Consider the following 23,300-nt stretch of genomic DNA (forward strand, 5'->3'; position numbering starts at 1 on the left):
TGACTGAGCCCTCGGCGAACACGACGATCGCGCTCGTCTCCAGGCCACGGAATCAACGCTAGGCAAGTTAATGTGTCTTCATGACACAACGCCGTTCCGACCATGGATACGAGAAAGACACCGAGGTCGACGACCTCGAATGGGAGGACCACGTCATGGCCACTGTGGCCGGCGAGGTCCGCAGACGACGGAAGGAATTGCGGTGGAGCGCACAGGATCTGGCCGACAGGTGCGAGGAGATCGGCTACCCGATCCCCCGCAACGTGATCGCCAACATGGAGTCCGGCCGCCGCGCTGTCCTCCCCTTGGTCGAGGTCATGGTCCTCGCCAAGGCCCTGCGTATGTCCCCGATCAGCCTGATCTACCCGGTTGGCTACGTCGACGAGGTCCGCCAACTCCCCTATGAGGATCCGCGATCGGCCTGGGACGCCTTGCAGTGGTTCGTCGGCAACTCACCTGCTGAAGACGCCACCGACCACATGCTCGATCACTTCCTCGCCCACGACCTCGAACTCCGCTCGGCCCTGGCTGCCGTGGAAAGCGAGGACTACGAACGCTGGAAGGTAAGGACGGCTGCCAACCGCGTCCAACGGGAAGCAGCCGAGCGCGCTCTGGCCCGATACGCCGACCAGGCCGCCAACGCCAAGCACGAACTACGCCGCCACCGCGACGCCATCCGCGAAGCCGGCGGTACCCCACCCCACCTGCCCTCGCAGCTCGCCGATATCGACCCGCCCGATACCGACCCCACCGAGGAGAACGCTCTTTGAAGGGTTCCACCCACCGCCGCTGCTACTGCCGCGACCCACACACCGGCAAGCCGCTCGGCAAGAAATGCCCCAAGCTCTCCAGCCGCAAGCACGGCTCGTACTCCATACGCCAGGAACTCCCGCCCCGCGAAGACGGCACCCGGCGCTCCTTCAACCGCGCCGGCTACGACTCCCTGAAGACGGCTCAGGCCGACCTCGACCACGTCCGCGCTCTGCTCGCCCTGGCGGACAAGGATGACCCCGACAGCCTCCAGCGCCTCATCGCCCTGCTGGAGGAGGTCGCAGCCGAGAAGGCCCCGCTACCCGCCATCGAGGAGACCCGGCGCCGCCTGAGGGCGGGCCTGGCCCTCCGTGGCAGCCTCACCGTCGGCGAGTGGCTCGACCAGTGGTTCGCCGCGAAGAAGCGCCGCAAAAGACCACGCTCAACGGCTACGCCTCCCACATCCGCGTCCACCTGAAGCCGCGCATCGGCCACGTACGCCTCGACCGGCTCAACGTCGGTCACCTGGTGGAGATGTTCGACGGGATCGCCGACGACAACGAGGTCATCGCGGCCGAGAACGAAGCCCGCCGCGAGCAGATCGCCCGCTGCAAGCCGAGTAAGCCCGGCCGCCCCATAGGAGCGGAGCGGAAGCTGCTCGCGGCTGAGCGGGCCAAACTGGCGGAGATGAAGCCGTTCCGGAAGATCACCGGCCCGGCATCCCGTCAGGCGATCCGCCGCACCTTGCGCGCGGCCCTAAACTCCGCGATCGCCCAGCAGCTCATCACCTTCAACCCAGCGGCCCACGTCGAGTTGGAGTCCGGCAGGCGCCCGAAGCCACTCCTCTGGACCGATGAACGAGTCCGACGCTGGCGCGCGACGGGCGAGATCCCCGGCCCAGTGATGGTGTGGACCCCGCAGCAGTTCGGCGCCTTCCTCGACGCAGCCGAGGGCGACCGCCTGTACGCGATCTTCCACCTCATGGGTACCCGCGGCCTCCGTCGCGGCGAGGCGGTCGGCCAGGACTGGCACGAGATCGACCTCGACGCCGGCCTCATCACGCCCGCCAAGGAGATCGTGGTGGACGGCTGGGACCCCTACGAATCCGAGCCCAAGACGGACGGCAGCGCCAACACGATCGCGCTCGACAGCACGACCATCTCCGAACTGCGCGACCACAAAGCCCGCCAAGAGAAGGAGCGCGCGAAGTGGGGCGAAGCCTGGCAGGACACCGGCAAGGTCTTCACGAAGGAAGACGGCTCGTGGCTCCACCCCGGAACGGGCTCAGAGACTTTCCGGCGCGTCCTCGCCACGACCGACCTGCCGCCCATCACTCTGCGGGACCTGCGCCACGTCGCCGCAACGCTCACGCACGGAGGCGGTGGCGACATCCACGCGGTGAAGGAGACGCTCCGGCACTCCACCATCACGCTGACCTCGGACACGTACACGAGCTTGCTACCTGAGCTGGACCGCGAGATCGCCGAGGCCGCAGTAAGGCTGGTACCCCGCGCCGGCAAGCGGAAGATTAAGGCGAAGGATCGTCGTCCTGGTTCGGCATGTGGCTAAATCCGCTGCAGGGATGAAGGCACCGGTAGCAACAGATGTCTCTCCCTGTCGGGTCTTCTCCCAAGCCGCGCCGGAGTACCTCCTGGCTCAACTCAATCTTGGTGAAGCGGGCCAAGGGGTCTCTGGGCCGGGACACCCAACTCACTTCGTGGAGCTGCAGCTCGGACATGACGGATCGCGGAAAGGCGGAGACGGTCTCACCATCAGTGTGTGAACAGCTACGCAAACCGCAAACGTTGCACGCTCCGTCAGCGTCATGCCGCACGGTGACGTCGTATCGGGTATCGAGCAGGTGCGGGCAGTAATCAATGTCCTGCCCGCACAAGGAGCAATTTCGAGTCGCGGTGAAGCCGACAGACATGCCCCATCTTCTGTGCATAAGCGTGAGGCGGCAGACGTCCCAGTAGGTGCCGTCGGAGTACTCGATGTTGCAGTCGAAGAGCCCTCCTACGAGAGCTGCGACGTGGTGAGCGTGTCGGTGGGCGAATTCGGAAAGCTCGCTGTCCTCTAGGAAGTTGTAGGCGTCGACGGCACGGCCCAGAGAGGTGCGTGCCGCCGCTTCCAGGTCCTGCCACGGATCGGTTGGCTGGCGCGTGTCGTGCGGTGTGTGCAGCAAACGCGCCATCGCCATGTACTGGCGGTGGCTCCACCGGTCGGAGGTGGGTGGACCGATAGACCACGGAGACGGCGAGGTGAATGCTGCGATGTTGGCTCGAAGTCGGCGTCGGGCCTGCGACCACACGCGGATAAGGAAGTCCCGTTGTGCGCTCATCGTCCACAGTCCGCGGCGGTGGATTTCCTCTGTCGTCGATGCCCAGGACGGAAGGTGGTCCAGGGGCAGTCCCCAGGTGAGGGAGATGCTGCGACAGCACTGCCCGTACAGACGCATGGATTCTCGCAGGGCCGTTACACCGTCCTGGTGCAACATAGCCGCGCGCACAGGGCCTGATGCCGGGGGCAAAGGCACCCCAGTGCGAATGGCGAGGCCGGAGACTCTCATCCGGTGGTGTCCTCCGAAGCAGCATCGCCAGGGTCTGCCGGGGGAAGCTCGGCACGGGCCGGGTCGGACACGGCCGCTTGGATGAGCCTCTCGATGTCTGCCAGCTGGCTGGTGATCTCCAGACCTCGGATGGCCGTTTCGTTCTCGGTCCGGACGATCTCAGCGATCTTGACCGTCACATGCGCTTCGTCGACCTCCTCATCAGGGCAGTTGGGCCCCAGTGAGGAGCGTGCCCGCTGCCAGGCAGTCAGAACGATGCTCTTGACCAGATCGGTGGTGAGCGTGGTGGCGACAGCGATGCCAATGGTGGCCACCACCGCGGTGGCCCCGTACTCACTGAGATAGCGGCGGTCTTCTCGCGCGCATGCGAAGTCGATGTCCACGCCACGGTGTCGCAGGGTCTTGATCAAGCCGGCCACATCGTCCCGGTAGACAGCCATCCCGTCGATGCTTGAGTCGGGGAGCAGAAGCACGCGGTCGCCCGTGGGGACAGTCAGCACCATCTCGGGAAGGTCTGCCGCTGAGACGTCCCAGCGTGTCACAGTACCGGTGATCTCTTTGGCCATCAGCAGGAGCCCTCTCGCAATTAAGCGTTGTGCGCGTGTCCAAGCCTAAAGCGGCGTGGGCTTACGTTGTCCCGCACGCAGTAGTCCACTGAAGTTTGGTGCTGAGTCGACTGCAGTCCGTCATGGCAGATCAGTTGGAGGGTGTGGGCCACTGCTCTGACTTCGCAGGCTGAGAAAACCACGGATGAGCTAGTTGGCTTCAGCTGCGGCCAGTCCGTCGGCTATCGCAGCATGGGGCGAGAGGCGCCGCGCCGCTGCGAAGCCTCGCAGACGCGCCCGCGAGGGATCTTGTCAGCATCACCAAACGTGCGGCCCTGATCGAACATCCGCTCACGCAGTGCCCCGAAAACGCCGCGGCGCCCGAGCCGACCGAAGCCGACCCGAGCGCCGCACCGCAGGTCAGAGGGGCTTCCCCCTACCCGCGAACCGTAGGCCCTGTGGGACTCGAACCCACAACCAATGGATTAAAAGTCCACTGCTCTGCCAATTGAGCTAAGGGCCCAGGCGATGTTGCCACCCCGAGCATAGCCGCCCGTGGCCGTGTCGCCGATCGGGTATCGGGGACACGGCCGCGTCGCGGGTGCGGACGGCGGCGGAATGAGCCCTCGCATGCCTCCGCGCCACGGGTTCACAGGGCCTCAGCCTACGGATCCACCACTTCGGGCGCCCCCGCCCGAGCCGCGTCGCGGGCGATCGTCCGCTCGTGGTCGGGGTTGAGGAACCAGTGCCGGGCCGAGGCCAGCCACCAGGTCGTGGCGAAGCCGAGGACGACGAGCACGGCGATGGGGGCGTAGTTGAAGGTCTCCCAGGTCACCGGGGAAACCTGCGGCAGCATGAACAGCACCGTGATCACGCCGACCCACGCCACCGCCACCACACCCACGGCCCCCGACCAGCGGCCCAGATGCCACGGTCCCCGCTCGAAGGCCTCCCCCTTGCGCAGCCGCAGCAGCGTCGGGATGACGTACGCGATGTACAGGCCGATCACCGCGATCGAGGTCACCGCCGCGTAGGCCGTCACATTGATCAGATACGGCAACCCGAGGAGCAGCGCCCCGCCCGCCGCCAGCCACACCGCCGCGACCGGCGTGCGCGTGCGCGGGCTGACCGTGTGCCAGATGTGGGAGAAGGGCAGCGCCCCGTCGCGCGAAAAGGCGTAGATCATGCGGCTGTTGGCCGTCACGGACGCCATCCCGCAGAACAACTGCGCCCCGATGACGACCAGCAGGAGCAGCTTGCCCGCCGTCGCCCCGAGCGCGTCGAGCAGGATCTGCGCGGGCGGCGCGCCCGTCGGGGACGCCAGCGCACCCTCGTACGACTGGATGGCGAAGGTGAAGCCCAGGAGGAGGACGAATCCCGCGATCCATGACGTCCAGATCGACCGCACGATGCCCTTCGGGCCCGCCGTCGACGCGTCGTGCGTCTCCTCCGTCATATGGGCCGAGGCGTCGTACCCGGTGAAGGTGTACTGGGCCATCAGCAGACCCAGCAGTACCACGTACACCCCGCTCCCCCAGCCGGTGTTGTTCACGAACTCGCCGAACACGAAGGAAGCGGACTGATGCCGGTCCGGTACGAAGGCCAGCGCGCCGACGATCACCGCGACGCCCAGCACGTGCCACCACACGCTGATGCTGTTGAGCAGGGCGACGATCCGCACCCCGAAGGTGTTGAGGAGGCCGTGCAGCACCAGGATGCCGGCGAAGAGCAGGATCGTCCGGCCCGGTGTCACCTCGAAGCCGAACTGCAGGTTCAGATACGCGCCCAGGAAGGACGCGGCCCCGAAGTCGATGCCCGCCGTCACCGCCACCTGGCCCAGCACGTTGAACCAGCCCGTGAACCACGCCCAGACGGCGGCCGTACGCGGCGGCGCCAGCCGGTGCGCCCAGAAGTACAGACCCGCCGACGTCGGGTACGCCGAGCAGATCTCGGCCATCGACAGGCCGACGAAGAGGGTCATCAGGCCCACGGCCGCCCAGCCCCACATGATCACGGCGGGGCCGCCCGTGTTCATGCCGAAGAGGTAGAGGGTCAGGCAGCCCGACAGGACGGAGATGATCGTGAAGGAGACGGCGTAGTTGGAGAACGCCGACATACGGCGGGCGAGGACCTGGGTGTAACCGAGCTGGGCAAGCCGTTCCTCGTCCGACAGCCCACTCGCTATCGCGTCATCTGTCATGCCCCCAGCAATTCCCGCCCGAGCGTCGTGACATGCGTCACAGGTGACTGAAAAGGGCCCGTACGACTTCGTCGTACGGGCCCTCTCAGCTCACTCGGTGTCAGCCGTTGCGCTTCCAGCGCGGCTTGTCCTCGCGGCGCCCGAAGGAGCCGCCGCCGCGGTGGTCGTCACGGCGGCCGTACGGCCGGTCGTGGCTGGGCCGGTCGTGGCCGCCGGAGCGGAAGCCCGGGCGGTCGTCGCGGCGGTCACGGTTGAAGGGGCGGTCGCTGCCACGGTGCCCACCGCGCTCGTCCCGACGCTCGAAGGAACGCCCGGCCGGCCGGTCGTCCCGACGGAACCCACCACGGTCGTCGCGGCGCTCGAAGGGACGGCCACCACGGTCGTCCCGACGCTCGAAGGAACGGCCACCCCGGTCGTCCCGACGGTCGTCGCGACGGAAGCCGCCACGGTCGTTGTCCCGACGCTCGAAACCACGCTCGCCACGGTCACGGTTGAACCCACCGCGGTCGTTGTCCCGACGCTCGAAGGAACGCCCGCCCCGGTCGTCCCGACGGTCATCACGACGGAAGCCGCCACGGTCGTTGTCCCGACGCTCGAAACCACGCTCGCCACGGTCACGGTTGAACCCACCGCGGTCGTTGTCCCGACGCTCGAAGGAACGCCCACCCCGGTCGTCCCGACGGTCATCACGGCGGTCGTCGCGACGGAAACCGCCACGGTCGTTGTCCCGACGCTCACGACGCTCGTACGCCGGAGCCTCGGACTTGTCGACGTCCTGCGCCGCCGGCTGCTCGGGCACGGACACCTCGGCGGCCTCGACCGTCGCCGAAGCCTGCGCGGCCTGCGCCTCGGCGACCGCGGCCTCGGGGTCCTCGCCCCGCTCGCGCGCGACCCGGGCCACGAGCCGGTCGGCCTCCTCACGCAGCTCCGCGGCACGCCGCTGCGCCCGCTCCAGCTGCTTGGTGAGCTGAGCCACCTCACGCTCGGCCTGCTGCGCGGCGTTGCCCGCGGACTCGGCCTGCACCTCGGTCATCGAACGGGCGCCGGTGATCTCGGCGACCTCCGGGTCGAAGGCGGCACCGCCCTGGATGATGTGACGCCCGGCGTCGACGCCCGCGTCCTCCATCAGCCGGAAGATCTGACGGCGCTGGTGCGGCAGGGAGAGGGACACGACCGTGCCCGTACGCCCCGCACGCGCCGTACGGCCGGCCCGGTGCAGGTAGTCCTTGTGGTCACCGGCGGGGTCGACGTTCAGCACGAGGTCGATGCCGTCGACGTGGATACCGCGAGCGGCGACATCGGTCGCGACGAGCACATTGACGTACCCGTCCTTGAAGTCGGCCAGCGTCCGGGTCCGCGCGCCCTGCGTCATACCGCCGTGCAGCGCGTCGGCCTTCACGCCGGAGTCGCGCAGCTGCTCGGCGACACGGTCGGCGCCCAGCTGGGTGCGGACGAAGATGATGGTGCGGCCCTTGCGGGAGGCGATCGCGGCGGTGACCGGCGCCTTGTCCTTGGGCTTCACGATGAGGATGTGGTGCGACATGGTCGTCACCGCGCCCTGCGCCGCGTCGACCTCGTGCGTGGCCGGGTTGGTGAGGTACCGGTCGACGAGGGTCTTGATCTCGTTCTCCATGGTCGCGGAGAAAAGCATGCGCTGACCGCCGGCCGGGACCTGGTCGAGCAGTTCGGTGACCTCGGGCAGGAAGCCCAGGTCGGACATCTGGTCGGCCTCGTCGAGGACGGTGATCTTCACGTCCTCCAGGGAGCAGGCGCCGCGGTTGATGATGTCGCGCAGGCGGCCCGGGGTGGCGACGAGGATGTCGACGCCGCGCTCCAGGGCGTAGATCTGGTTGCCCATGGACGTACCGCCGCAGACGACCTTCATCTTCAGGCCGAGGACGTCGCCGTAGGGCTGAAGCGCGTCGGCGACCTGCATGGCCAGCTCACGGGTCGGGGTGAGGATGACGGCGCGCGGCTTGTGCTTCTCGGTGCGGCCGCCAGCGAGCGTGGCCAGGGTCGGCAGACCGAAGGAGAGGGTCTTGCCGGAGCCGGTGCGGCCACGGCCGAGGATGTCCTTGCCGGCCAGGGCGTCCGGGATGGTCGCGGCCTGGATCGGGAAGGGGGTGGTCACGCCGTTCTGGGCGAGCTTGCGGACGACGCCCTCGGGGAGACCGAGGTCCGCGAAGGTCACCTCGGGAGCGTCCTCGACGGACGCGTTCTCCGCGTCCTCGGGCACGACGACGTGATCAGTACTGGAAATGGACATGCGTATGCGAAACCTTCCGGAGTCTCGTCGGCACGCGCCCGTCAACTCCGTGATTCGCAATACGACCGCCTCAATGCGGTCAGCCACGGCAAGGGAGAGTACGCGCCACACGGCGCGCTCTGCAGTGGCGCCGGGCAAATGGGATCAAACGATCTACCACCATACGCACCCCAGGCCCCCCAAGGCAAACCGGCCGTCGCCCGTGTAGGCAACGTCACTTGCCCCCACCCCTCTCGACCCCGCCGCCCCTACGTCACGCGGGCGCCCCCGCGGTCGGCGCCGGCTCCCGCTGGGCCAGCTGCGGCCCCGTCTCCTCGTGCGCCGACGACGACGGCTCGGCCTCCGTGGGTGTCGGCAGGGCCGACGTCGGCTCCTGGCTCGGCGTCGGCTCCGGATCCGGCGTCCGGGTGGGCGTCGGCTCCGCCGTACGGGTGGGCCCCGGCTTCTCGGTCTGCCCCGGCTTGGCCGGCGGCTTGTCCGCCGCGGGAGCGGACGCGCTCATGTCGGCGGACGGCGAGGCCGAGGGAGACGCCGACTCCTTCGCCCCCTTGACGCCCTTCCCCTTGCGCTTCTCCTTCTCCCGCTTGCGGTCGTCCACATGCGCCCCGTACCCGGGGCCACCACCCGACACGGCCGACCCCCCGTCGGGCGCCTCACCACCACGCTGCCCCGCGGAGTGCGACGGCTTCGCGCTCCCGCCTCCGCCGTCGTCACCCACGCTCATACAGCCGGATGCGGCGGCGACGGCCAGCACCGTGGCAGCCAGACGGACAGGTACGTACAAGGGGCGCACGGGAGCCACCTCCAGGGGCGGGCGAAGAAGTCAACCTGCCCAACTCCCGCCGCCCACAAGAGGACACGCGCCCTGCATTCACAGGTTCACAGGCCCCTCGGAGCCGAGCTCACCCGTACCCGAGCGCGTGCAACCGCGCGTCGTCGATCCCGAAGTGATGCGCGATCTCGTGCACCACCGTCACCTCGGTCTCCTCGACGACCTCCTCCCGCGACTCGCACATCCGCAGCGTCGGCCCTCGGTAGATCGTGATCCGATCCGGCAGCACCCCGGCGTACCACTCGCCGCGCTCGGTCAACGGAGTCCCCTCGTACAACCCGAGCAGCTCGGGATCGTCCGTCGGCGGTTCGTCCTCGACGAACACCGCGACGTTGTCCATCAGCCGCGTCAACTCCGGCGGAATCCGGTCCAGCGCCTCGGCGACCAGTTCCTCGAACTCCTCGCGCGTCATCTCCAGCACAGGCCCATTGTCGGGTACGAACCCCGGGCACGAACCATCCGGGAAGGAGCCGCAACGGCCCCGCATACCCACCCCCGCACTTGGGCATACGGGACCAATGGCCCGCGTCCCCGCCGCAGTCCGGAAGGTTCTCGCCCCTCTCCCCAGGGCCCCACGCGCCCTCGCCCGCCGTTACGCCACCCGCCGCCCGCACCCCACCCCGGAACTCGTCTCCCAGCCCCACCCCTGGACCCGCGCCGTCGGCCTGGTCACCGTCGTCCTCCTCGGCGCCTGGCTCGGCCTGCTGATCGTCGGCAACGTACGGGTACCGGTCGGCCCCATGAACACGACGATGACGCTGCGCCCGTCCGCCACCGGCGGCACGAAGATCAACGTCTCCCCGCTCGGCGCCCTTCAACTGGACAGCCACATCGCCCCCGTCCGCCTGGACGTCAACGTCGACCAGCTGGACCCCGCCCGCGCCCAGGCCCTCGTCGACCACCCCGAACGCCTCTCCGGCCTCCAGGACGAGGTCACCCAGGACGTCGCCCACGGCACCCGCGACCTGGCCGTACGCAGCTGCGTGGCCGTCGTCTCCGGAGCCACGGCCCTGGGCCTGGCGGTCTACCGCCGCCCCCGCCGCGCCCTGGCGGCCGGCGGCCTCGCCCTCACCCTCCTGGCGGCCTCGGGCGGCACGGCGTACGCCACCTGGAACCCCGAATCCGTCCTGGAACCGAAGTTCTCGGGCCTGCTCTCCTCCGCACCGTCCCTGGTGGGCAACGCCCGCAGCATCGTCACCGAATTCGACGTCTACCAAAAGGAGTTGGCCCGCCTGGTCACCAACGTGACCAAGCTCTACGACGCCACCTCCACGCTCCCCGCCTACGCACCCGACCCGAGCACCATCCGCGTCCTGCACGTGTCCGACATCCACCTCAACCCGGCGAGCTGGAAGATCATCGCCTCGCTCGTCGACCAGTACAAGGTCAATGTGATCGTCGACTCCGGCGACACCATGGACCACGGCACCGCCGCCGAGAACGGCTTCCTGGACCCCATCGAGGACCTCGGCGCCCCCTACGTCTGGGTCCGCGGCAACCACGACTCCCAGGTGACCCAGCGCTACCTGGAGAAACTGAAGAACGTCCACGTCCTGGACGACGGCAGGTCACAGACCGTCGCGGGCCTGCGCTTCGCCGGCATCGGCGACCCCCAGTTCACCCCCGACCGCTCGAAGGTCCCAGGCGGCGACGCGGCCAACGAACTGGCCGGCGCCCGCCTGGCCACGTCCCTGCGCGACCAGAAGTCCGCCGGCACCCCCGTGGATGTCGCCATCGCTCACGAACCGGTCGCCGCCCGCCAGACCGACGGCGAGGTCCCCCTGGTCCTGGCCGGCCACATCCACCACCAGGAGATGGAGCTCCTGCCCCTCGGCACCCGCCTGCGTGTCGAAGGCTCCACCGGCGGCAGCGGCCTGCGCGCGATCGAGGGCAAACACCCCGACCCCATCCAGACCTCGATCCTCTACTTCGACCGCGACACCCGCCGCCTCCAGGCCTGGGACGAGATCGAACTGGGCGGCCTGGGCCTGACGACGGCAGAGGTTCGCCGCCACCTGGTGAAGGAGAACCAACCGGGCGCGACCGACTCACCGACCGACTCCCCGAGCCCGCCCCTCAGCCCCACCCCGTAAACCGTTTTGGCGATACCTCCCGCCATCCCATATGCTTCTCACGTCCCCGACGCGCTGAGAAGCGCCCAGGCGGGCCGATAGCCCTCATCGTCTAGCGGCCTAGGACGCCGCCCTTTCAAGGCGGTAGCACGGGTTCGAATCCCGTTGGGGGCACGCAGTACGGTGTGCGACACTGTCGTACGCATCGCTTGGTCCTGTGGAGCAGTTTGGAGTGCTCGCCACCCTGTCAAGGTGGAGGCCGCGGGTTCAAATCCCGTCAGGACCGCTGAGGCTTCTTGTAGGCCTCGCGGCTGGGTAGCTCAGTTGGTACGAGCGATCGCCTGAAAAGCGATAGGTCGCCGGTTCGACCCCGGCCCCAGCCACACAGTACGAGAACCCCCACCGGTCCCGGTGGGGGTTTTCGTCGTTCATGGAGAGCCTGAGGGGGGTTCTTGAGACGCATCACCAGAGGACTGGTGACGGCCGCCGCCGTCCTGTTCTCCACGCTCGCCATACCCGGCACGGCCCACGCCGCCGGACCCAATGTCGAGGAGGCGTACAGCGACCAGGCCGACTGGTCGGTCCTCGACGTACGCCTCAACTACAGCGGTGGGATCGACAAGATCACCGCGTCGCTGCGGCCTGTCGGCAGCAGCGAGTCGGATACACCGGTGGCCACGGTCACCGACTTCACCCAGAAGTACTGGGTCAGCTCGTGGGAGGGCATCTGGGCCTCCCCGCCCATCCACCTGGACACCCTCGGCGACTACACGATCGACATCGAGGCCACGAACACCGCGGGCGAGACCACCGTCCAGAAGAACGCGGGCACCCTGCGCTACCGGAAGCAGCCCGTCATCACCGGCTTCTCCGTCACGCCGACCGAGCCGGACATCGAGCACAAGACGGTGACGGCCACCGGCGACATGGTCCTCCGCGACCCCAGCACCCGCGAAACGGTGCCGCTTCCCGGTGCCACCGTGGACCTCACGTTCGACGAGAACGAGGACACGCCCGCCGTCACGGACGCCGCCGGCCACTTCTCCGCCTCCCATGAGACGACGTCGGGCGGCTGGACCTTCGCCCAGTACAACGGCGAGCTCGGCTTCGCCACCAGCCCCTGGATCGACGTCAGGCCGAAGGCCGCGCCGACCCGGTTCGTCCTCGACAAGAGCAGCTTCCACGTCACCGCGGGCCAAAAGATCAACGTCACCGGCACGCTCCAGTACCAGAGCGGCACCGAGTGGAAGCCGCTCGCCGGCATCCCGCTGGAGATGGACTACAAGGACTGCACCACCTGCGGCCCCGTCGAGTCGACCACCGACGCGGCCGGCCGCTTCTCCTTCGCGGAGTACCCGTACGGCAGCAAGAGCGTCTACGAGGTGGCCTTCAAGACGTACCCGTACAACCCCTTCATCCAGCGCTCCACCACTGCGGACGTCACCGTCGCGGTGACGGCCACGACGAAGTTCACGGAGTTCACGGCGCGGCAGGACAAGTACGCGCAGCTCGAGATCACCGGCAGCCTCGACCTGATCGGGCGCGACTCCAGTGACCAGGTCAGCGTCGACATCCAGTACTCGGCCAACGGCACGAGCGGCTGGGCCACGAAGAAGACCGTGAAGACCGGCTTCGGCTCGCAGTTCATCGTCCAGAAGGTGCCGGGCTACACGGACGGCTACTGGCGACTGCGCTACGCCGGGTCCACCACCAAGGACATCAAGGGCACCGTCAGCAAGAGCCTGCGCAAGAACCGTGCCCTCACCCGGATCACGGACGCCAACGCGTCTCCCGAGCCGGTGTCCAAGGGCCGGACGATCACCGTGAAGGGCGTGCTCCAGGAGCGCAAGGTCGGCGCGTCGACCTGGAAGGCGTACGGCGGCAAGAAGGTGCAGATCCTCTTCCGGCCCAAGGGCAAGACCACCTGGTACGTGATGGCCACCGTCACCACGAAGACGAACGGCTCCTTCAGCAAGGGCTTCACGGCCAAGGAGGACGGCACCTGGGTGCCCGTCCACCTGTATCCCGACAGCTACCACTTCGTGGGCAGCGGCCGGGAGGACTACGTCGACGTGCGGTGACGCGCGCGGGGGAGGTGAGCGGGGGCGGGCACAAAAGGGTTCGCCCCTTCTTTCCCCGGGATGAGATCCTGGATCGCGTATGTCTACGCACCCTGCCCCCGCCCTCGGCGCCCTCGCCCCCCGTCTGACCGAGCTCTCCCTGCGCGACGCGCAGCGACTGGGTCGGCGGCTCGAAGGTGCGCGCAAGATCCGTAAGCCGGAGGCGCGCGCCGCCGTGCTCGCCGAGATCGAGGCGGAGATCGCCAGGGGCGAGGAGCGTATCGCCACCCGGCGCAGCCGTGTGCCCGCCGTCACGTACCCCGAGCAGCTGCCGGTCAGCCAGAAGAAGAGCGACATCGCGGCCGCCATCCGCGACCACCAGGTCGTGATCGTCGCCGGTGAGACGGGGTCCGGCAAGACCACGCAGATCCCGAAGATCTGTCTCGAACTCGGGCGTGGCGTGCGCGGCATGATCGGGCACACGCAGCCCCGCCGTATCGCGGCCCGCACGGTCGCCGAGCGAGTCGCGGAGGAGCTGGACACGCCACTCGGCGAGTCCGTCGGCTGGAAGGTCCGCTTCACCGACCAGGTGAACCCGGACGCCACCTTCATCAAGCTCATGACCGACGGCATCCTGCTCGCCGAGATCCAGACCGACCGCGAGCTGCGCGCCTACGACACGATCATCATCGACGAGGCCCACGAGCGGTCCCTCAACATCGACTTCCTGCTCGGCTATCTGGCACAGCTGCTGCCGAAGCGGCCCGATCTCAAGGTCGTCATCACCTCGGCGACGATCGACCCCGAGCGGTTCTCCCGGCACTTCCGGGACGCCCCGATCGTCGAGGTCAGCGGGCGGACGTATCCGGTGGAGGTGCGTTATCGCCCGCTCCTCGAGGAGGACGGTGACGATACCGACCGCGACCAGATCACCGCGATCTGCGATGCGGTCGAGGAGCTTCAGGGGGAGGGCAAGGGCGACATCCTCGTCTTCCTCTCGGGTGAGAGGGAGATCCGGGACACGGCGGACGCGCTGGTCAAGAAGAACTACCGGTTCACCGAGGTTCTTCCCCTCTACGCCCGCCTCTCCCACGCCGAGCAGCACCGCGTCTTCCAGCCCCACACCGGCCGCAGGATCGTTCTGGCGACCAACGTCGCCGAGACCTCCCTCACCGTCCCGGGCATCAAGTACGTGATCGATCCCGGCTTCGCCCGGATCAGCCGGTACAGCCACCGCACCAAGGTCCAGCGGCTGCCCATCGAGGCGATCTCCCAGGCCAGCGCCAACCAGCGCAAGGGCCGCTGCGGCCGTACGTCGGACGGTATCTGCATCCGCCTCTACTCCGAGGACGACTTCCTCGCCCGCCCGGAGTTCACGGACGCGGAGATCCTCCGTACGAATCTCGCCTCCGTCATCCTGCAGATGACCGCGGCCGGCCTCGGCGACATCGAGAAGTTCCCCTTCATCGACCCGCCGGACCACCGCAACATCCGCGACGGCGTCCAGCTCCTGCAGGAGCTCGGCGCGCTGGACCCGACGCAGAAGGACGTACGCAAGCGGCTCACGGACAGCGGCCGCAAGCTCGCCCAGCTCCCCGTCGACCCGCGCCTGGCCCGCATGGTCCTGGAGGCCGACAAGAACGGCTGTGTCCGCGAGGTCATGGTCATAGCCGCCGCGCTCTCCATCCAGGATCCGCGCGAGCGCCCGGCCGACAAGCAGACCCAGGCCGACCAGCAGCACGCCCGCTTCAAGGACGAGACGAGCGATTTCCTCGCCTACCTCAACCTGTGGCGCTACGTCCGCGAGCAGCAGAAGGAGCGGGGATCGAGCTCCTTCCGGCGCATGTGCAAGCAGGAGTACCTGAACTTCCTGCGCATCCGCGAGTGGCAGGACATCTACACGCAGCTGCGCACGGTCGCCAAGCAGATGGGCATCCACCTCAACGAGGACGACGCCCCCGCCGACCGCGTCCACGTCTCCCTTCTCGCCGGCCTGCTCTCCCACATCGGGATGAAGGACGTGAAGGAGGGCGCGAAGAACGAGTACCTCGGTGCCCGCAGCGCCAAGTTCGCGATCTTCCCGGGCTCGGCCCTCTTCAAGAAGCCCCCGCGCTTCGTGATGTCCGCCGAACTCGTCGAGACCTCCCGCCTCTGGGCCCGCGTCAACGCGAAGATCGAGCCCGAGTGGATCGAGCCGCTCGCCGAGCACCTGCTGAAGCGGACGTACAGCGAACCGCACTGGGAGAAGGACCAGGCGGCCGTGATGGCGTACGAGAAGGTCACGCTGTACGGCGTCCCGATCATCGCCCAGCGCAAGGTGAACTACGGCCGGATCGACCCGGAGGTCAGCCGCGAGCTGTTCATCCGCAACGCCCTGGTCGAGGGCGACTGGCGCACCCACCACAAGTTCTTCTCCGACAACCGCAAACTCCTCAGCGAGGTCGAGGAGTTGGAGCACCGGGCGCGGCGCCGGGACATCGTCGTCGACGACGAGACGCTGTTCGACTTCTACGACGAGAAGGTCCCGGAGCACGTGGTCTCCGGGGCCCACTTCGACTCCTGGTGGAAGCGCAAGCGGCACGAGCAGCCGGACTTCCTGGACTTCGAGCGCGAGATGCTCATCCGGGAGTCGGCCGAGGCGGTCACCAAGGCGGACTATCCGGACACCTGGCGGCAGGGTGCGCTGAAGTTCCGGATGACGTACCAGTTCGAGCCGGGCGCGGACGCGGACGGCGTGACGGTCCATATCCCGCTCCAGGTCCTCAACCAGGTCACGGACGAGGGCTTCGACTGGCAGATCCCGGGCCTGCGCGAGGAGTTGGTGACGGAACTGATCCGCTCGCTCCCCAAGCCGATCCGCCGCAACTACGTGCCGGCGCCGAACTTCGCGAAACGGTTCCTGGACGCGGCGGTGCCGTTGCAGGAGCCGCTGACGGTGACCATGGCGCGCGAACTGAAGCGCATGGTCGGGGTCCCCTTCACCGCCGACGACTTCGACTGGCCGAAGGTCCCGGACCACCTCCGTATCACCTTCCGGATCATCGACGAACGCCGCCGCAAGCTGGCGGAGGACAAGGACCTGGAGGCGCTGAAGCTGCGGCTGAAGCCCAAGGCGCGCAAGGCCCTCTCCCAGGCCGCGGCGGCCACGGCCTCCCGTCAGGGCGGCGAGTCGCTGGAACGCCAGGGCCTGACCGACTGGTCCATCGGCTCGCTCACCCGCGTCTTCGAGACCCGCCGCGCCGGCCAGCCGGTCAAGGCGTACCCGGCGCTGGTGGACGACGGTGACCTGGTCTCCGTACACCTCTTCGACACGGAGGCGGAGCAGCAGCAGGCGATGTGGAAGGGCACGCGCCGGCTCATCCTCCGCAACATCCCGGTGAACCCGGCGAAGTTCGCGAGCGACCGCCTGACGAACGCGCAGAAGCTGGCGCTGTCGGCGAACCCGCACGGCTCGATCCAGGCCCTCTTCGACGACTGCGCGATGGCGGCAGCGGACAAGCTGATCGGCGACTTCGGCGGGCCGGCGTGGGACGAGGAGTCACACCGCAAGCTGTACGACAAGGTGCGCGCCGAGATCGTCGACACGACGGTGCGCACGGTCGCCCAGGTGCAGCAGGTCCTCGCCGCCTGGCAGGCCGCTGAGCGCCGCCTGAAGGCCGTACGGAGCCCTGCCCTGCTGGCCAACCTCACGGACGTCCGTAAGCAGCTGGACGCCCTTGTGAAGCCCGGCTTCGTGACGGAGGCGGGGCTGCGGCGCATGCCGGATCTCGTGCGGTATCTGATCGCGGTGGACCGTCGGCTGCAGCAGATGCCGACGAACGTCCAGCGCGACACGACGCGCATGGAGAAGGTCCACGAGATGCAGGACGAGTACGCCTGGCTTCTGGAGCAGATGCCGCAGGGGCGCCCGGTCCCGCAGCAGGTGCTGGACGTCCGCTGGATGCTGGAGGAGCTCCGCGTCAGCTATTTCGCCCACGCGCTCGGTACGGCGTATCCGATCTCCGACAAGCGGATCGTGAAGACGATCGACGCGCTGGCGCCGTAACCAGGCATGCACGTTGGGTGAGTTCGACCAGGAGGCTCGCCCTCCTGTAGAGTCTCTTCTCGCAGCGCAACGCACAAATAGCGCAGCGAAATCTGGTCCTGTGGAGCAGTTTGGAGTGCTCGCCACCCTGTCAAGGTGGAGGCCGCGGGTTCAAATCCCGTCAGGACCGCAGTGAGAGTGAGAGGCCCGCATCCCGACAAGGGGCGCGGGCCTCACTCATACCCCCCGCCAAGTCGGAGGCCGCGCCCGCGGCGCAGCCGCAATCAGACGCAGCAAATCCCGTCAGGACCGCAGTGAGAGGCCCGTATCCCGCAAGGGGTACGGGCCTTACTCATCTCCGCGGGCAGGCCCTCTCGACGCCGGCCCAGGCATTTCGGCCCGTCTGAGGGTGCCCCCTCCGGGGGAGTTTGAGGACGAGGCCCGTTCAGGGCCGAAGCGGGGGTCTGGGGGTGGCAGCGCCCCCAGGGGACGGCAGCCCTCAGGGGACGGCAACCACAGCGCCGGGCGCCCCCACAGCACCGGGCGCACACAACGCGGCGCCCCCAACGGAGTGCCGGCCCACCTTGACGGAGTCACATTCGCTCGGTACCCAGAAGTCAGGGCACTTTCCCCCTGTGGCCCCTGGAGGTGGCGTATGCCGGCATCGGCTAGGCACGAAACGCGGGCGTTGCTCCGCGCGCACCTGTCGGCCGCCTCGTCCTACCGGCATCTGACCCGCCACTGCCCGATCTGCCACCGCCTGCTGCGGCTGGCGATGGACTCCACCCCGCGCACCCCCCAGACGGCTCCGCGCGTGGTCAGCGAGGACGAAACCGCTTCCACCACGTGACCGCCCCGGGACGTCAACTCCCGTGCGGCCGTGGGGCGCTGGAGCTTGCGCCTCCCTTTAGCGCACATGGTCCAGAGGCAACAAGCACCTCGGCATGTGACGGGTGTCACCGCATGAGTTTCCGGAAGTGCGGTACTTACACCTCACCTACAACTGGTCAATTTAATATGTGCAATTGCACCAGCTTCCGGGGATCGCCCCGCACACGCCGAGCGACCCCCCACGGCGAGTCCACAGGAGATACGACACCCCTCCCCAGACTCCGACACGCCCGCCCACAGGACCACCGCGGGCACACGCTGCGCACACAAAAAAGATCGCGCTGGACCCGGCGGAGTCCAGCGCGATCTACGACGCACCCTTGTTACGTGCCTGCGAAGCTCTGATCGGCTCGGGCGTGGGCTCTGTTGGGGCAGAACCCGCGTCGCTTGGAGCTAGAGTTCGGGCGCCACGGCAAGTTGGGGGAACCGCCGTTTTGCCCGTTTATGCAGTTGTTCAGGCCTCGCTGCGCTGCTGCGGGATCCCCGCGAGCAGAGCGCGGACCTCAGCCTCGCGGTAACGGCGGTGTCCGCCGAGCGTGCGGATGGACGTAAGCTTCCCGGCCTTCGCCCACCGCGTGACCGTCTTGGGGTCGACGCGGAACATCGTGGCGACCTCAGCCGGGGTCAGCAGCGGCTCGGCATCAGGGGTGCGAGCGGTCATGAGCGGCCTCCTCGGGAGAACCGAACCTTCTCGGTTCTTTCCTCTAAATTCTGCACCTTGACCCGCGTTGCCCGAAATGGCGGACGCGAGTCGAGTCGGTTATAGGACGAACGGCTTGTCCTCGGCACTACAACTACACCATCTGTCCAGCCGCGTCGGCCAAACCGATGGAATTGCCCTCCCAGGTGTTCATCAGCGACGGATGCCGATGGACCATGCCATAGCGGACAGTCACGCCACTGTGACGATCAGTCACAGTGGCGTGCAGGAGTCCCAAGACCCCCCAAAGCGTGCAATGTCGAGATGGAGTCCTCCCCGGACTCCTTGTCCTATTTTGGCACGAGGAGGGGTTAGGGATGCAAGGGCCGCGTACGTGCGGTCCGTCACGCTTGCGTGCGTTGACACACCCTTGATGCATACGCCCGGATCGGGACCTACGTCCGATGTTGACGAGGCATCAAGAACCCAGAGCGAGCACGAAACCCCAAATCGGGCGCCCCGTCAAACGCCAGTTCGTTACCTGACCGAGTGGGCCAGGTCACACCGGACCGGCTCAGTTCGCCGACCGCCGGTCCCGCACCGCCCGCCACCTCTCCACGAGCCGCCCGTAGGCCTCCCCCGCGGCGGCCCCGTCGCCGTGCCGCAGCGCCTCGATGCCGTCGGCCACATCGGCCGCCGAGTGGTCGTCCTCCAGCTCGCCGGCCGGAAGGGTGTGCACCAGGCCGCCGTAGTCCAGCTCGACCAGCGAGCGCGGGTGGAACTCCTCCAGCCAGCGCCCGACGTCCACCAGGCCGTCGATGAGCGGTCCCTCGTCGATGGCGTCCTTGAGCGTCCTGAGGGCCCGCGCCACGCGCCGCCGCGCCTGCACCATGGGCGTGCGGTAGCGCAGCATCGGCGGGATCTCGCCCGAGCCCTTGTCGAAGCGCCGCTCCTCGTCCGACACCAGCACGAACCAGTGCAGCGGCACCTGCCAGGCCGAGCTGCGGATCCACGGCCGGGCGTCCGGGTTGCGGGCCAGCCAGCGCTCGTAGTCCTGGGCCGTCTGGCGGCGTACGACCTCCGGCAGCGCCGCGTCCAGGACCGGCTTCGGCAACTCCTCGGCCAGCTCCCCGAGCGCCTGCCAGCCGCGCAGCCGGGTGCGCCACGGGCACACGCACACCACCCCGTCGACCTCCAGCACGAAGGCGTCGCTGCTCTCGTGCACCGGCACGGGGATCGGCGGGGTGGGCAGCAAGTCGGCCAGGGAGCGGCGCAGTTCGTCCTGGTACGAGGGCCGGTCGGGGCGGCGGGCGTAACGGTCCCAGTGGCCGCGCTCCGGCTCCGGGAAGGCGGCCAGCGGCTCGTAGACGCGCAGATAGGTCGCGTACGGGACGATCACCGAGGACACCTTGGGCACGCCTGCTCTCTCCCCCGCGGTCTGCCTGGAAAACCTGCGAAACCCGCTCACAAACGTGCGGGAAAACTATGCAAATCGTCGCACGGCTGTACTCCGCGAGTAGGTGATCCTGAGCACTGCGGGATGGACGGGTGCCGACGGGGCTAATCTCATGCTCACAGCCCCCGCCACCCGTACGGGAGCTCGCTCCAAACCGCCGCCAGTACTCAGGAGTCACCACAGTGACCGACGTAACACACGGCGTCCTGCACACCCTGTTCCACTCGGATCAGGGGGGTCATGAGCAAGTAGTGCTCTGCCAGGACCGCGCCAGCGGCCTCAAGGCCGTCATCGCCATCCACTCCACCGCTCTGGGCCCCGCCCTCGGCGGTACGCGCTTCTACCCGTACGCGACCGAGGAAGAGGCCGTCGCCGACGCGCTGAACCTCGCGCGCGGGATGTCGTACAAGAACGCCATGGCCGGTCTCGACCACGGCGGCGGCAAAGCCGTGATCATCGGCGACCCGGACCGGATCAAGAGCGAAGAGCTGCTGCTGGCCTACGGCCGGTTCGTGGCTTCGCTGGGCGGTCGGTACGTCACCGCGTGCGACGTCGGTACGTACGTCGCCGACATGGACGTCGTGGCGCGCGAGTGCCGCTGGACGACCGGACGCTCCCCGCAGAACGGCGGCGCGGGCGACTCCTCCGTGCTCACCGCCTTCGGCGTCTACCAGGGCATGCGGGCCTCCGCCCAGCACCTGTGGGGCGATCCGTCGCTGCGCGCCAAGCGGATCGGCATCGCAGGCGTCGGCAAGGTCGGTCACCATCTGGTCGAGCACCTGGTCGCGGAGGGCGCCGAGGTCTTCGTCACCGATGTGCGCGAGGAGGTCGTGCGGCAGATCACCGAGCGGCACCGCAACGTCCTTGCCGTCCCGGACACCGACACGCTGATCCGCATCGACGGCCTGGACATCTACGCCCCCTGCGCGCTCGGCGGCGCCCTGAACGACGACACCGTGCCGGTGCTGACCGCCCAGGTGGTGTGCGGCGCGGCCAACAACCAGCTCGCCCACCCGGGCGTGGAGAAGGACATCGCCGACCGCGGGATCCTCTACGCGCCCGACTACGTGGTGAACGCCGGCGGTGTCATCCAGGTCGCCGACGAGCTGCACGGCTTCGACTTCGAGCGGTGCAAGGCGAAGGCGGCGAAGATCTACGACACCACGCTGGCCATATTCGCACGTGCGAAGACGGACGGGATTCCGCCGGCCGCCGCGGCCGACCGGATCGCCGAGCAGCGGATGGCGGAGGCACGCGGAGCGCACTGAGCCGTCCGGCAGGCCGGCCGAAGCCGTTAACACGGGTTTGCCCGGTACCCGCCGGTGGGCAGTTGGAGAGAACTCTCACTCTTACCGGCGGGTCGACCGCCAATAAGTGGTTAAAATCGCGGTTGACCAGCGAGGACAGGGCGCCTCGAAGGTCCTGTGCACACGCCTGTGCTGCGGGCGACGTACCGTATGGGCGCGGGCTCAGGTACCGTGGAAGCCCTACGGACCGGCCTCTCCACGGAGAGTCCGTTCCGGATCATGAACGCGTGTCAGACTCTGGGGCCGTCGAGCCCCGTCGTTGAGGGGGTCGAGCCATGGGGCGCGGCCGGGCCAAGGCCAAGCAGACGAAGGTCGCCCGCCAGCTGAAGTACAACAGCGGTGGGACAGACCTCTCACGCCTGGCCGAGGAGCTGGGCGCATCGACGTCGAACCAGTCGCCGAACGGCGATCGTTTCGAGGACGATGAGCAGGACGACGACGACCTGTACTCGAAGTACGCCGACCTCTATGAGGACGACGACGACGATCAGGACGAGGACCCCTCGGAGCAGCGTCGCGGCGCTTGACTTTGCATTGAGCACTCACCCGGTCGGTGACCTCGGTCACCGACCGGGTTCTGTGCTGCCTGCAGGGGATCAGCCGGCGGCGGGCTTAATTTGAGTACGTACCGACGAGGGCGGCGCCCGTCTCGTGGTCGCCCCTGTCCGTGATCTCGCCCGCGACCCAGGCGTCCACGCCTCGGTCGGCCAGTGTCGCCAGGGCCACGTCCGCGGACTCCTCGGGCACGATCGCGATCATGCCGACGCCCATGTTCAGGGTCTTCTCCAGCTCCAGGCGCTCGACCTGACCCGTCTTGCCGACGAGGTCGAAGATCGGGGCCGGGGTCCAGGTGGTGCGGTCGACGATCGCGTGCAGGGTGTCCGGGATCACCCGGGCCAGGTTGGCGGCCAGACCGCCTCCCGTGACGTGGCTGAAGGCGTGCACGTCGGCGGTGCGAGTGAGGGCCAGGCAGTCCAGCGAGTAGATCTTCGTCGGCTCCAGCAGCTCCTCGCCGAGGGTGCGGCCGAGGTCGTCGATCTGTGCGTCCAGGGCCAGACCGGCCTGGTTCAGCAGGACGTGCCGGACGAGCGAGTACCCGTTCGAGTGAAGACCGGACGCCGCCATGGCGATCACCGCGTCACCCTTACGGATGCGATCCGGGCCCAGCAGCCGATCGGCCTCCACGACGCCCGTACCGGCGCCGGCGACGTCGAAGTCGTCCTCGCCCAGCAGACCGGGGTGCTCGGCCGTCTCGCCGCCCACCAGGGCGCAGCCGGCGAGCACACAGCCCTCGGCGATGCCCTTGACGATGGCGGCGACGCGCTCGGGGTGGACCTTGCCGACGCAGATGTAGTCGGTCATGAACAGCGGCTCGGCGCCGCACACCACGATGTCGTCCATGACCATGGCGACCAGGTCGTGGCCGATGGTGTCGTAGACGCCCATCTGGCGGGCGACGTCGACCTTGGTCCCGACACCGTCGGTGGCGGAGGCGAGCAGGGGGCGCTCGTAGCGCTTGAGGGCGGAGGCGTCGAAGAGGCCGGCGAAACCGCCGAGGCCGCCGAGGACCTCGGGGCGCTGGCTCTTCTTCACCCACTCCTTCATCAGCTCGACGGCGCGGTCGCCCGCTTCGATGTCGACGCCCGCGGCTGCGTAGCTGGCACCAGTTGTCTCAGACATGGCAGTAG

General features: G+C 68.3%; 15 protein-coding genes, 5 tRNA genes and 1 pseudogene. 12 read left to right on the top strand and 9 right to left on the bottom strand.

The window, feature by feature from the left end; all coding sequences use genetic code 11:
• The first annotated feature begins 80 nt into the window (after positions 1–80).
• Positions 81–770, top strand: coding sequence for a helix-turn-helix domain-containing protein (locus ACTMVF_RS00245; protein ID WP_441268917.1), 690 nt, complete (start codon positions 81–83; stop codon positions 768–770).
• Positions 767–2,319, top strand: a pseudogene (locus ACTMVF_RS00250) (site-specific integrase). Before ACTMVF_RS00245 ends, ACTMVF_RS00250 begins: the two are co-directional and overlap by 4 nt.
• Before the next feature lie 996 nt (positions 2,320–3,315).
• Here the strand turns inward: ACTMVF_RS00250 and ACTMVF_RS00255 are convergent.
• The 6 genes from ACTMVF_RS00255 to ACTMVF_RS00280 form a co-directional block, all read right to left on the bottom strand.
• Positions 3,316–3,885, bottom strand: coding sequence for a hypothetical protein (locus ACTMVF_RS00255; RefSeq protein WP_441268918.1), 570 nt, complete (start codon positions 3,883–3,885; stop codon positions 3,316–3,318).
• Between the two features lie 429 nt (positions 3,886–4,314).
• A tRNA-Lys gene (locus tag ACTMVF_RS00260) sits at positions 4,315–4,387 on the bottom strand.
• Positions 4,388–4,528: 141 nt separating this feature from the next.
• Positions 4,529–6,064: an amino acid permease gene (locus ACTMVF_RS00265; protein ID WP_441268919.1), complete on the bottom strand. Its 1,536-nt coding sequence runs from the start codon at positions 6,062–6,064 to the stop codon at positions 4,529–4,531.
• 100 nt (positions 6,065–6,164) lie between these two features.
• Positions 6,165–8,330 carry a DEAD/DEAH box helicase gene (locus ACTMVF_RS00270; protein ID WP_441268920.1) on the bottom strand — a complete coding sequence of 722 codons (2,166 nt, stop codon included), beginning with the start codon at positions 8,328–8,330 and terminating at the stop codon, positions 6,165–6,167.
• 253 nt (positions 8,331–8,583) lie between these two features.
• Positions 8,584–9,123 (bottom strand): hypothetical protein, encoded by a 540-nt coding sequence (locus tag ACTMVF_RS00275; RefSeq protein WP_441268921.1) that lies wholly within the window; start codon positions 9,121–9,123, stop codon positions 8,584–8,586.
• 109 nt (positions 9,124–9,232) lie between these two features.
• The gene (locus ACTMVF_RS00280) at positions 9,233–9,583 is read right to left on the bottom strand and encodes a metallopeptidase family protein (RefSeq protein ID WP_062714520.1); all 351 of its coding nucleotides are present in this window, start codon (positions 9,581–9,583) and stop codon (positions 9,233–9,235) included.
• 97 nt (positions 9,584–9,680) lie between these two features.
• Between ACTMVF_RS00280 and ACTMVF_RS00285 the strand changes: the two genes are divergently transcribed.
• The 8 genes from ACTMVF_RS00285 (at position 9,681) to ACTMVF_RS00320 (ending at position 18,168) form a co-directional block, all read left to right on the top strand.
• The gene (locus tag ACTMVF_RS00285; RefSeq protein ID WP_441268922.1) at positions 9,681–11,255 is read left to right on the top strand and encodes a metallophosphoesterase family protein; all 1,575 of its coding nucleotides are present in this window, start codon (positions 9,681–9,683) and stop codon (positions 11,253–11,255) included.
• Between the two features lie 80 nt (positions 11,256–11,335).
• Positions 11,336–11,408, top strand: a tRNA-Glu gene (locus ACTMVF_RS00290).
• A 37-nt stretch (positions 11,409–11,445) separates the two neighbouring features.
• Positions 11,446–11,520: transfer RNA gene (locus tag ACTMVF_RS00295), tRNA-Asp, on the top strand.
• Positions 11,521–11,543: 23 nt separating this feature from the next.
• A tRNA-Phe gene (locus ACTMVF_RS00300) sits at positions 11,544–11,617 on the top strand.
• Positions 11,618–11,686: 69 nt separating this feature from the next.
• Entirely contained in the window at positions 11,687–13,315 is a 1,629-nt protein-coding gene (locus ACTMVF_RS00305; RefSeq protein ID WP_441268923.1) for a hypothetical protein, read from the top strand.
• A 79-nt stretch (positions 13,316–13,394) separates the two neighbouring features.
• The gene (hrpA, locus tag ACTMVF_RS00310) at positions 13,395–17,339 is read left to right on the top strand and encodes an ATP-dependent RNA helicase HrpA (protein ID WP_441268924.1); all 3,945 of its coding nucleotides are present in this window, start codon (positions 13,395–13,397) and stop codon (positions 17,337–17,339) included.
• A 94-nt stretch (positions 17,340–17,433) separates the two neighbouring features.
• Positions 17,434–17,508, top strand: a tRNA-Asp gene (locus ACTMVF_RS00315).
• Positions 17,509–17,973: 465 nt separating this feature from the next.
• A complete protein-coding gene (locus ACTMVF_RS00320) occupies positions 17,974–18,168 on the top strand; it encodes a DUF6274 family protein (RefSeq protein ID WP_441268925.1) in 195 nt (64 codons plus the stop codon).
• 495 nt (positions 18,169–18,663) lie between these two features.
• On the opposite strand, the gene bldC is transcribed toward ACTMVF_RS00320, so the two are convergent.
• Positions 18,664–18,870, bottom strand: a complete 207-nt coding sequence (gene bldC, locus ACTMVF_RS00325) for a developmental transcriptional regulator BldC (protein ID WP_003949541.1) — start codon at positions 18,868–18,870, stop codon at positions 18,664–18,666.
• A gap of 553 nt (positions 18,871–19,423) precedes the next feature.
• Entirely contained in the window at positions 19,424–20,266 is an 843-nt protein-coding gene (locus tag ACTMVF_RS00330) for a hypothetical protein (protein WP_441268926.1), read from the bottom strand.
• A gap of 221 nt (positions 20,267–20,487) precedes the next feature.
• Between ACTMVF_RS00330 and ACTMVF_RS00335 the strand changes: the two genes are divergently transcribed.
• Complete coding sequence (locus ACTMVF_RS00335) at positions 20,488–21,573, top strand: Leu/Phe/Val dehydrogenase (RefSeq protein ID WP_441268927.1); 1,086 nt, start codon at positions 20,488–20,490, stop codon at positions 21,571–21,573.
• A gap of 314 nt (positions 21,574–21,887) precedes the next feature.
• Positions 21,888–22,139: a DUF3073 domain-containing protein gene (locus ACTMVF_RS00340; RefSeq protein WP_301999475.1), complete on the top strand. Its 252-nt coding sequence runs from the start codon at positions 21,888–21,890 to the stop codon at positions 22,137–22,139.
• Positions 22,140–22,224: 85 nt separating this feature from the next.
• On the opposite strand, the gene purM is transcribed toward ACTMVF_RS00340, so the two are convergent.
• A complete protein-coding gene (gene purM / locus ACTMVF_RS00345; protein ID WP_441268928.1) occupies positions 22,225–23,292 on the bottom strand; it encodes a phosphoribosylformylglycinamidine cyclo-ligase in 1,068 nt (355 codons plus the stop codon).
• Positions 23,293–23,300: the final 8 nt, after the last annotated feature.

The sequence above is a fragment of the Streptomyces sp. SD31 genome (genome assembly GCF_052068475.1).
GTDB lineage: Bacteria > Actinomycetota > Actinomycetes > Streptomycetales > Streptomycetaceae > Streptomyces.

Coding starts and splice junctions, on each gene's coding strand:
- bldC (WP_003949541.1), bottom strand. CDS start 18,870: ATGACCGCTCGCACCCCTGATGCCGAGCCGCTGCTGACCCCGGCTGAG.
- ACTMVF_RS00270 (WP_441268920.1), bottom strand. CDS start 8,330: ATGTCCATTTCCAGTACTGATCACGTCGTCGTGCCCGAGGACGCGGAG.
- purM (WP_441268928.1), bottom strand. CDS start 23,292: ATGTCTGAGACAACTGGTGCCAGCTACGCAGCCGCGGGCGTCGACATC.
- ACTMVF_RS00265 (WP_441268919.1), bottom strand. CDS start 6,064: ATGACAGATGACGCGATAGCGAGTGGGCTGTCGGACGAGGAACGGCTT.
- hrpA (WP_441268924.1), top strand. CDS start 13,395: ATGTCTACGCACCCTGCCCCCGCCCTCGGCGCCCTCGCCCCCCGTCTG.
- ACTMVF_RS00285 (WP_441268922.1), top strand. CDS start 9,681: ATGGCCCGCGTCCCCGCCGCAGTCCGGAAGGTTCTCGCCCCTCTCCCC.
- ACTMVF_RS00320 (WP_441268925.1), top strand. CDS start 17,974: ATGCCGGCATCGGCTAGGCACGAAACGCGGGCGTTGCTCCGCGCGCAC.
- ACTMVF_RS00255 (WP_441268918.1), bottom strand. CDS start 3,885: ATGGCCAAAGAGATCACCGGTACTGTGACACGCTGGGACGTCTCAGCG.
- ACTMVF_RS00245 (WP_441268917.1), top strand. CDS start 81: ATGACACAACGCCGTTCCGACCATGGATACGAGAAAGACACCGAGGTC.
- ACTMVF_RS00340 (WP_301999475.1), top strand. CDS start 21,888: ATGGGGCGCGGCCGGGCCAAGGCCAAGCAGACGAAGGTCGCCCGCCAG.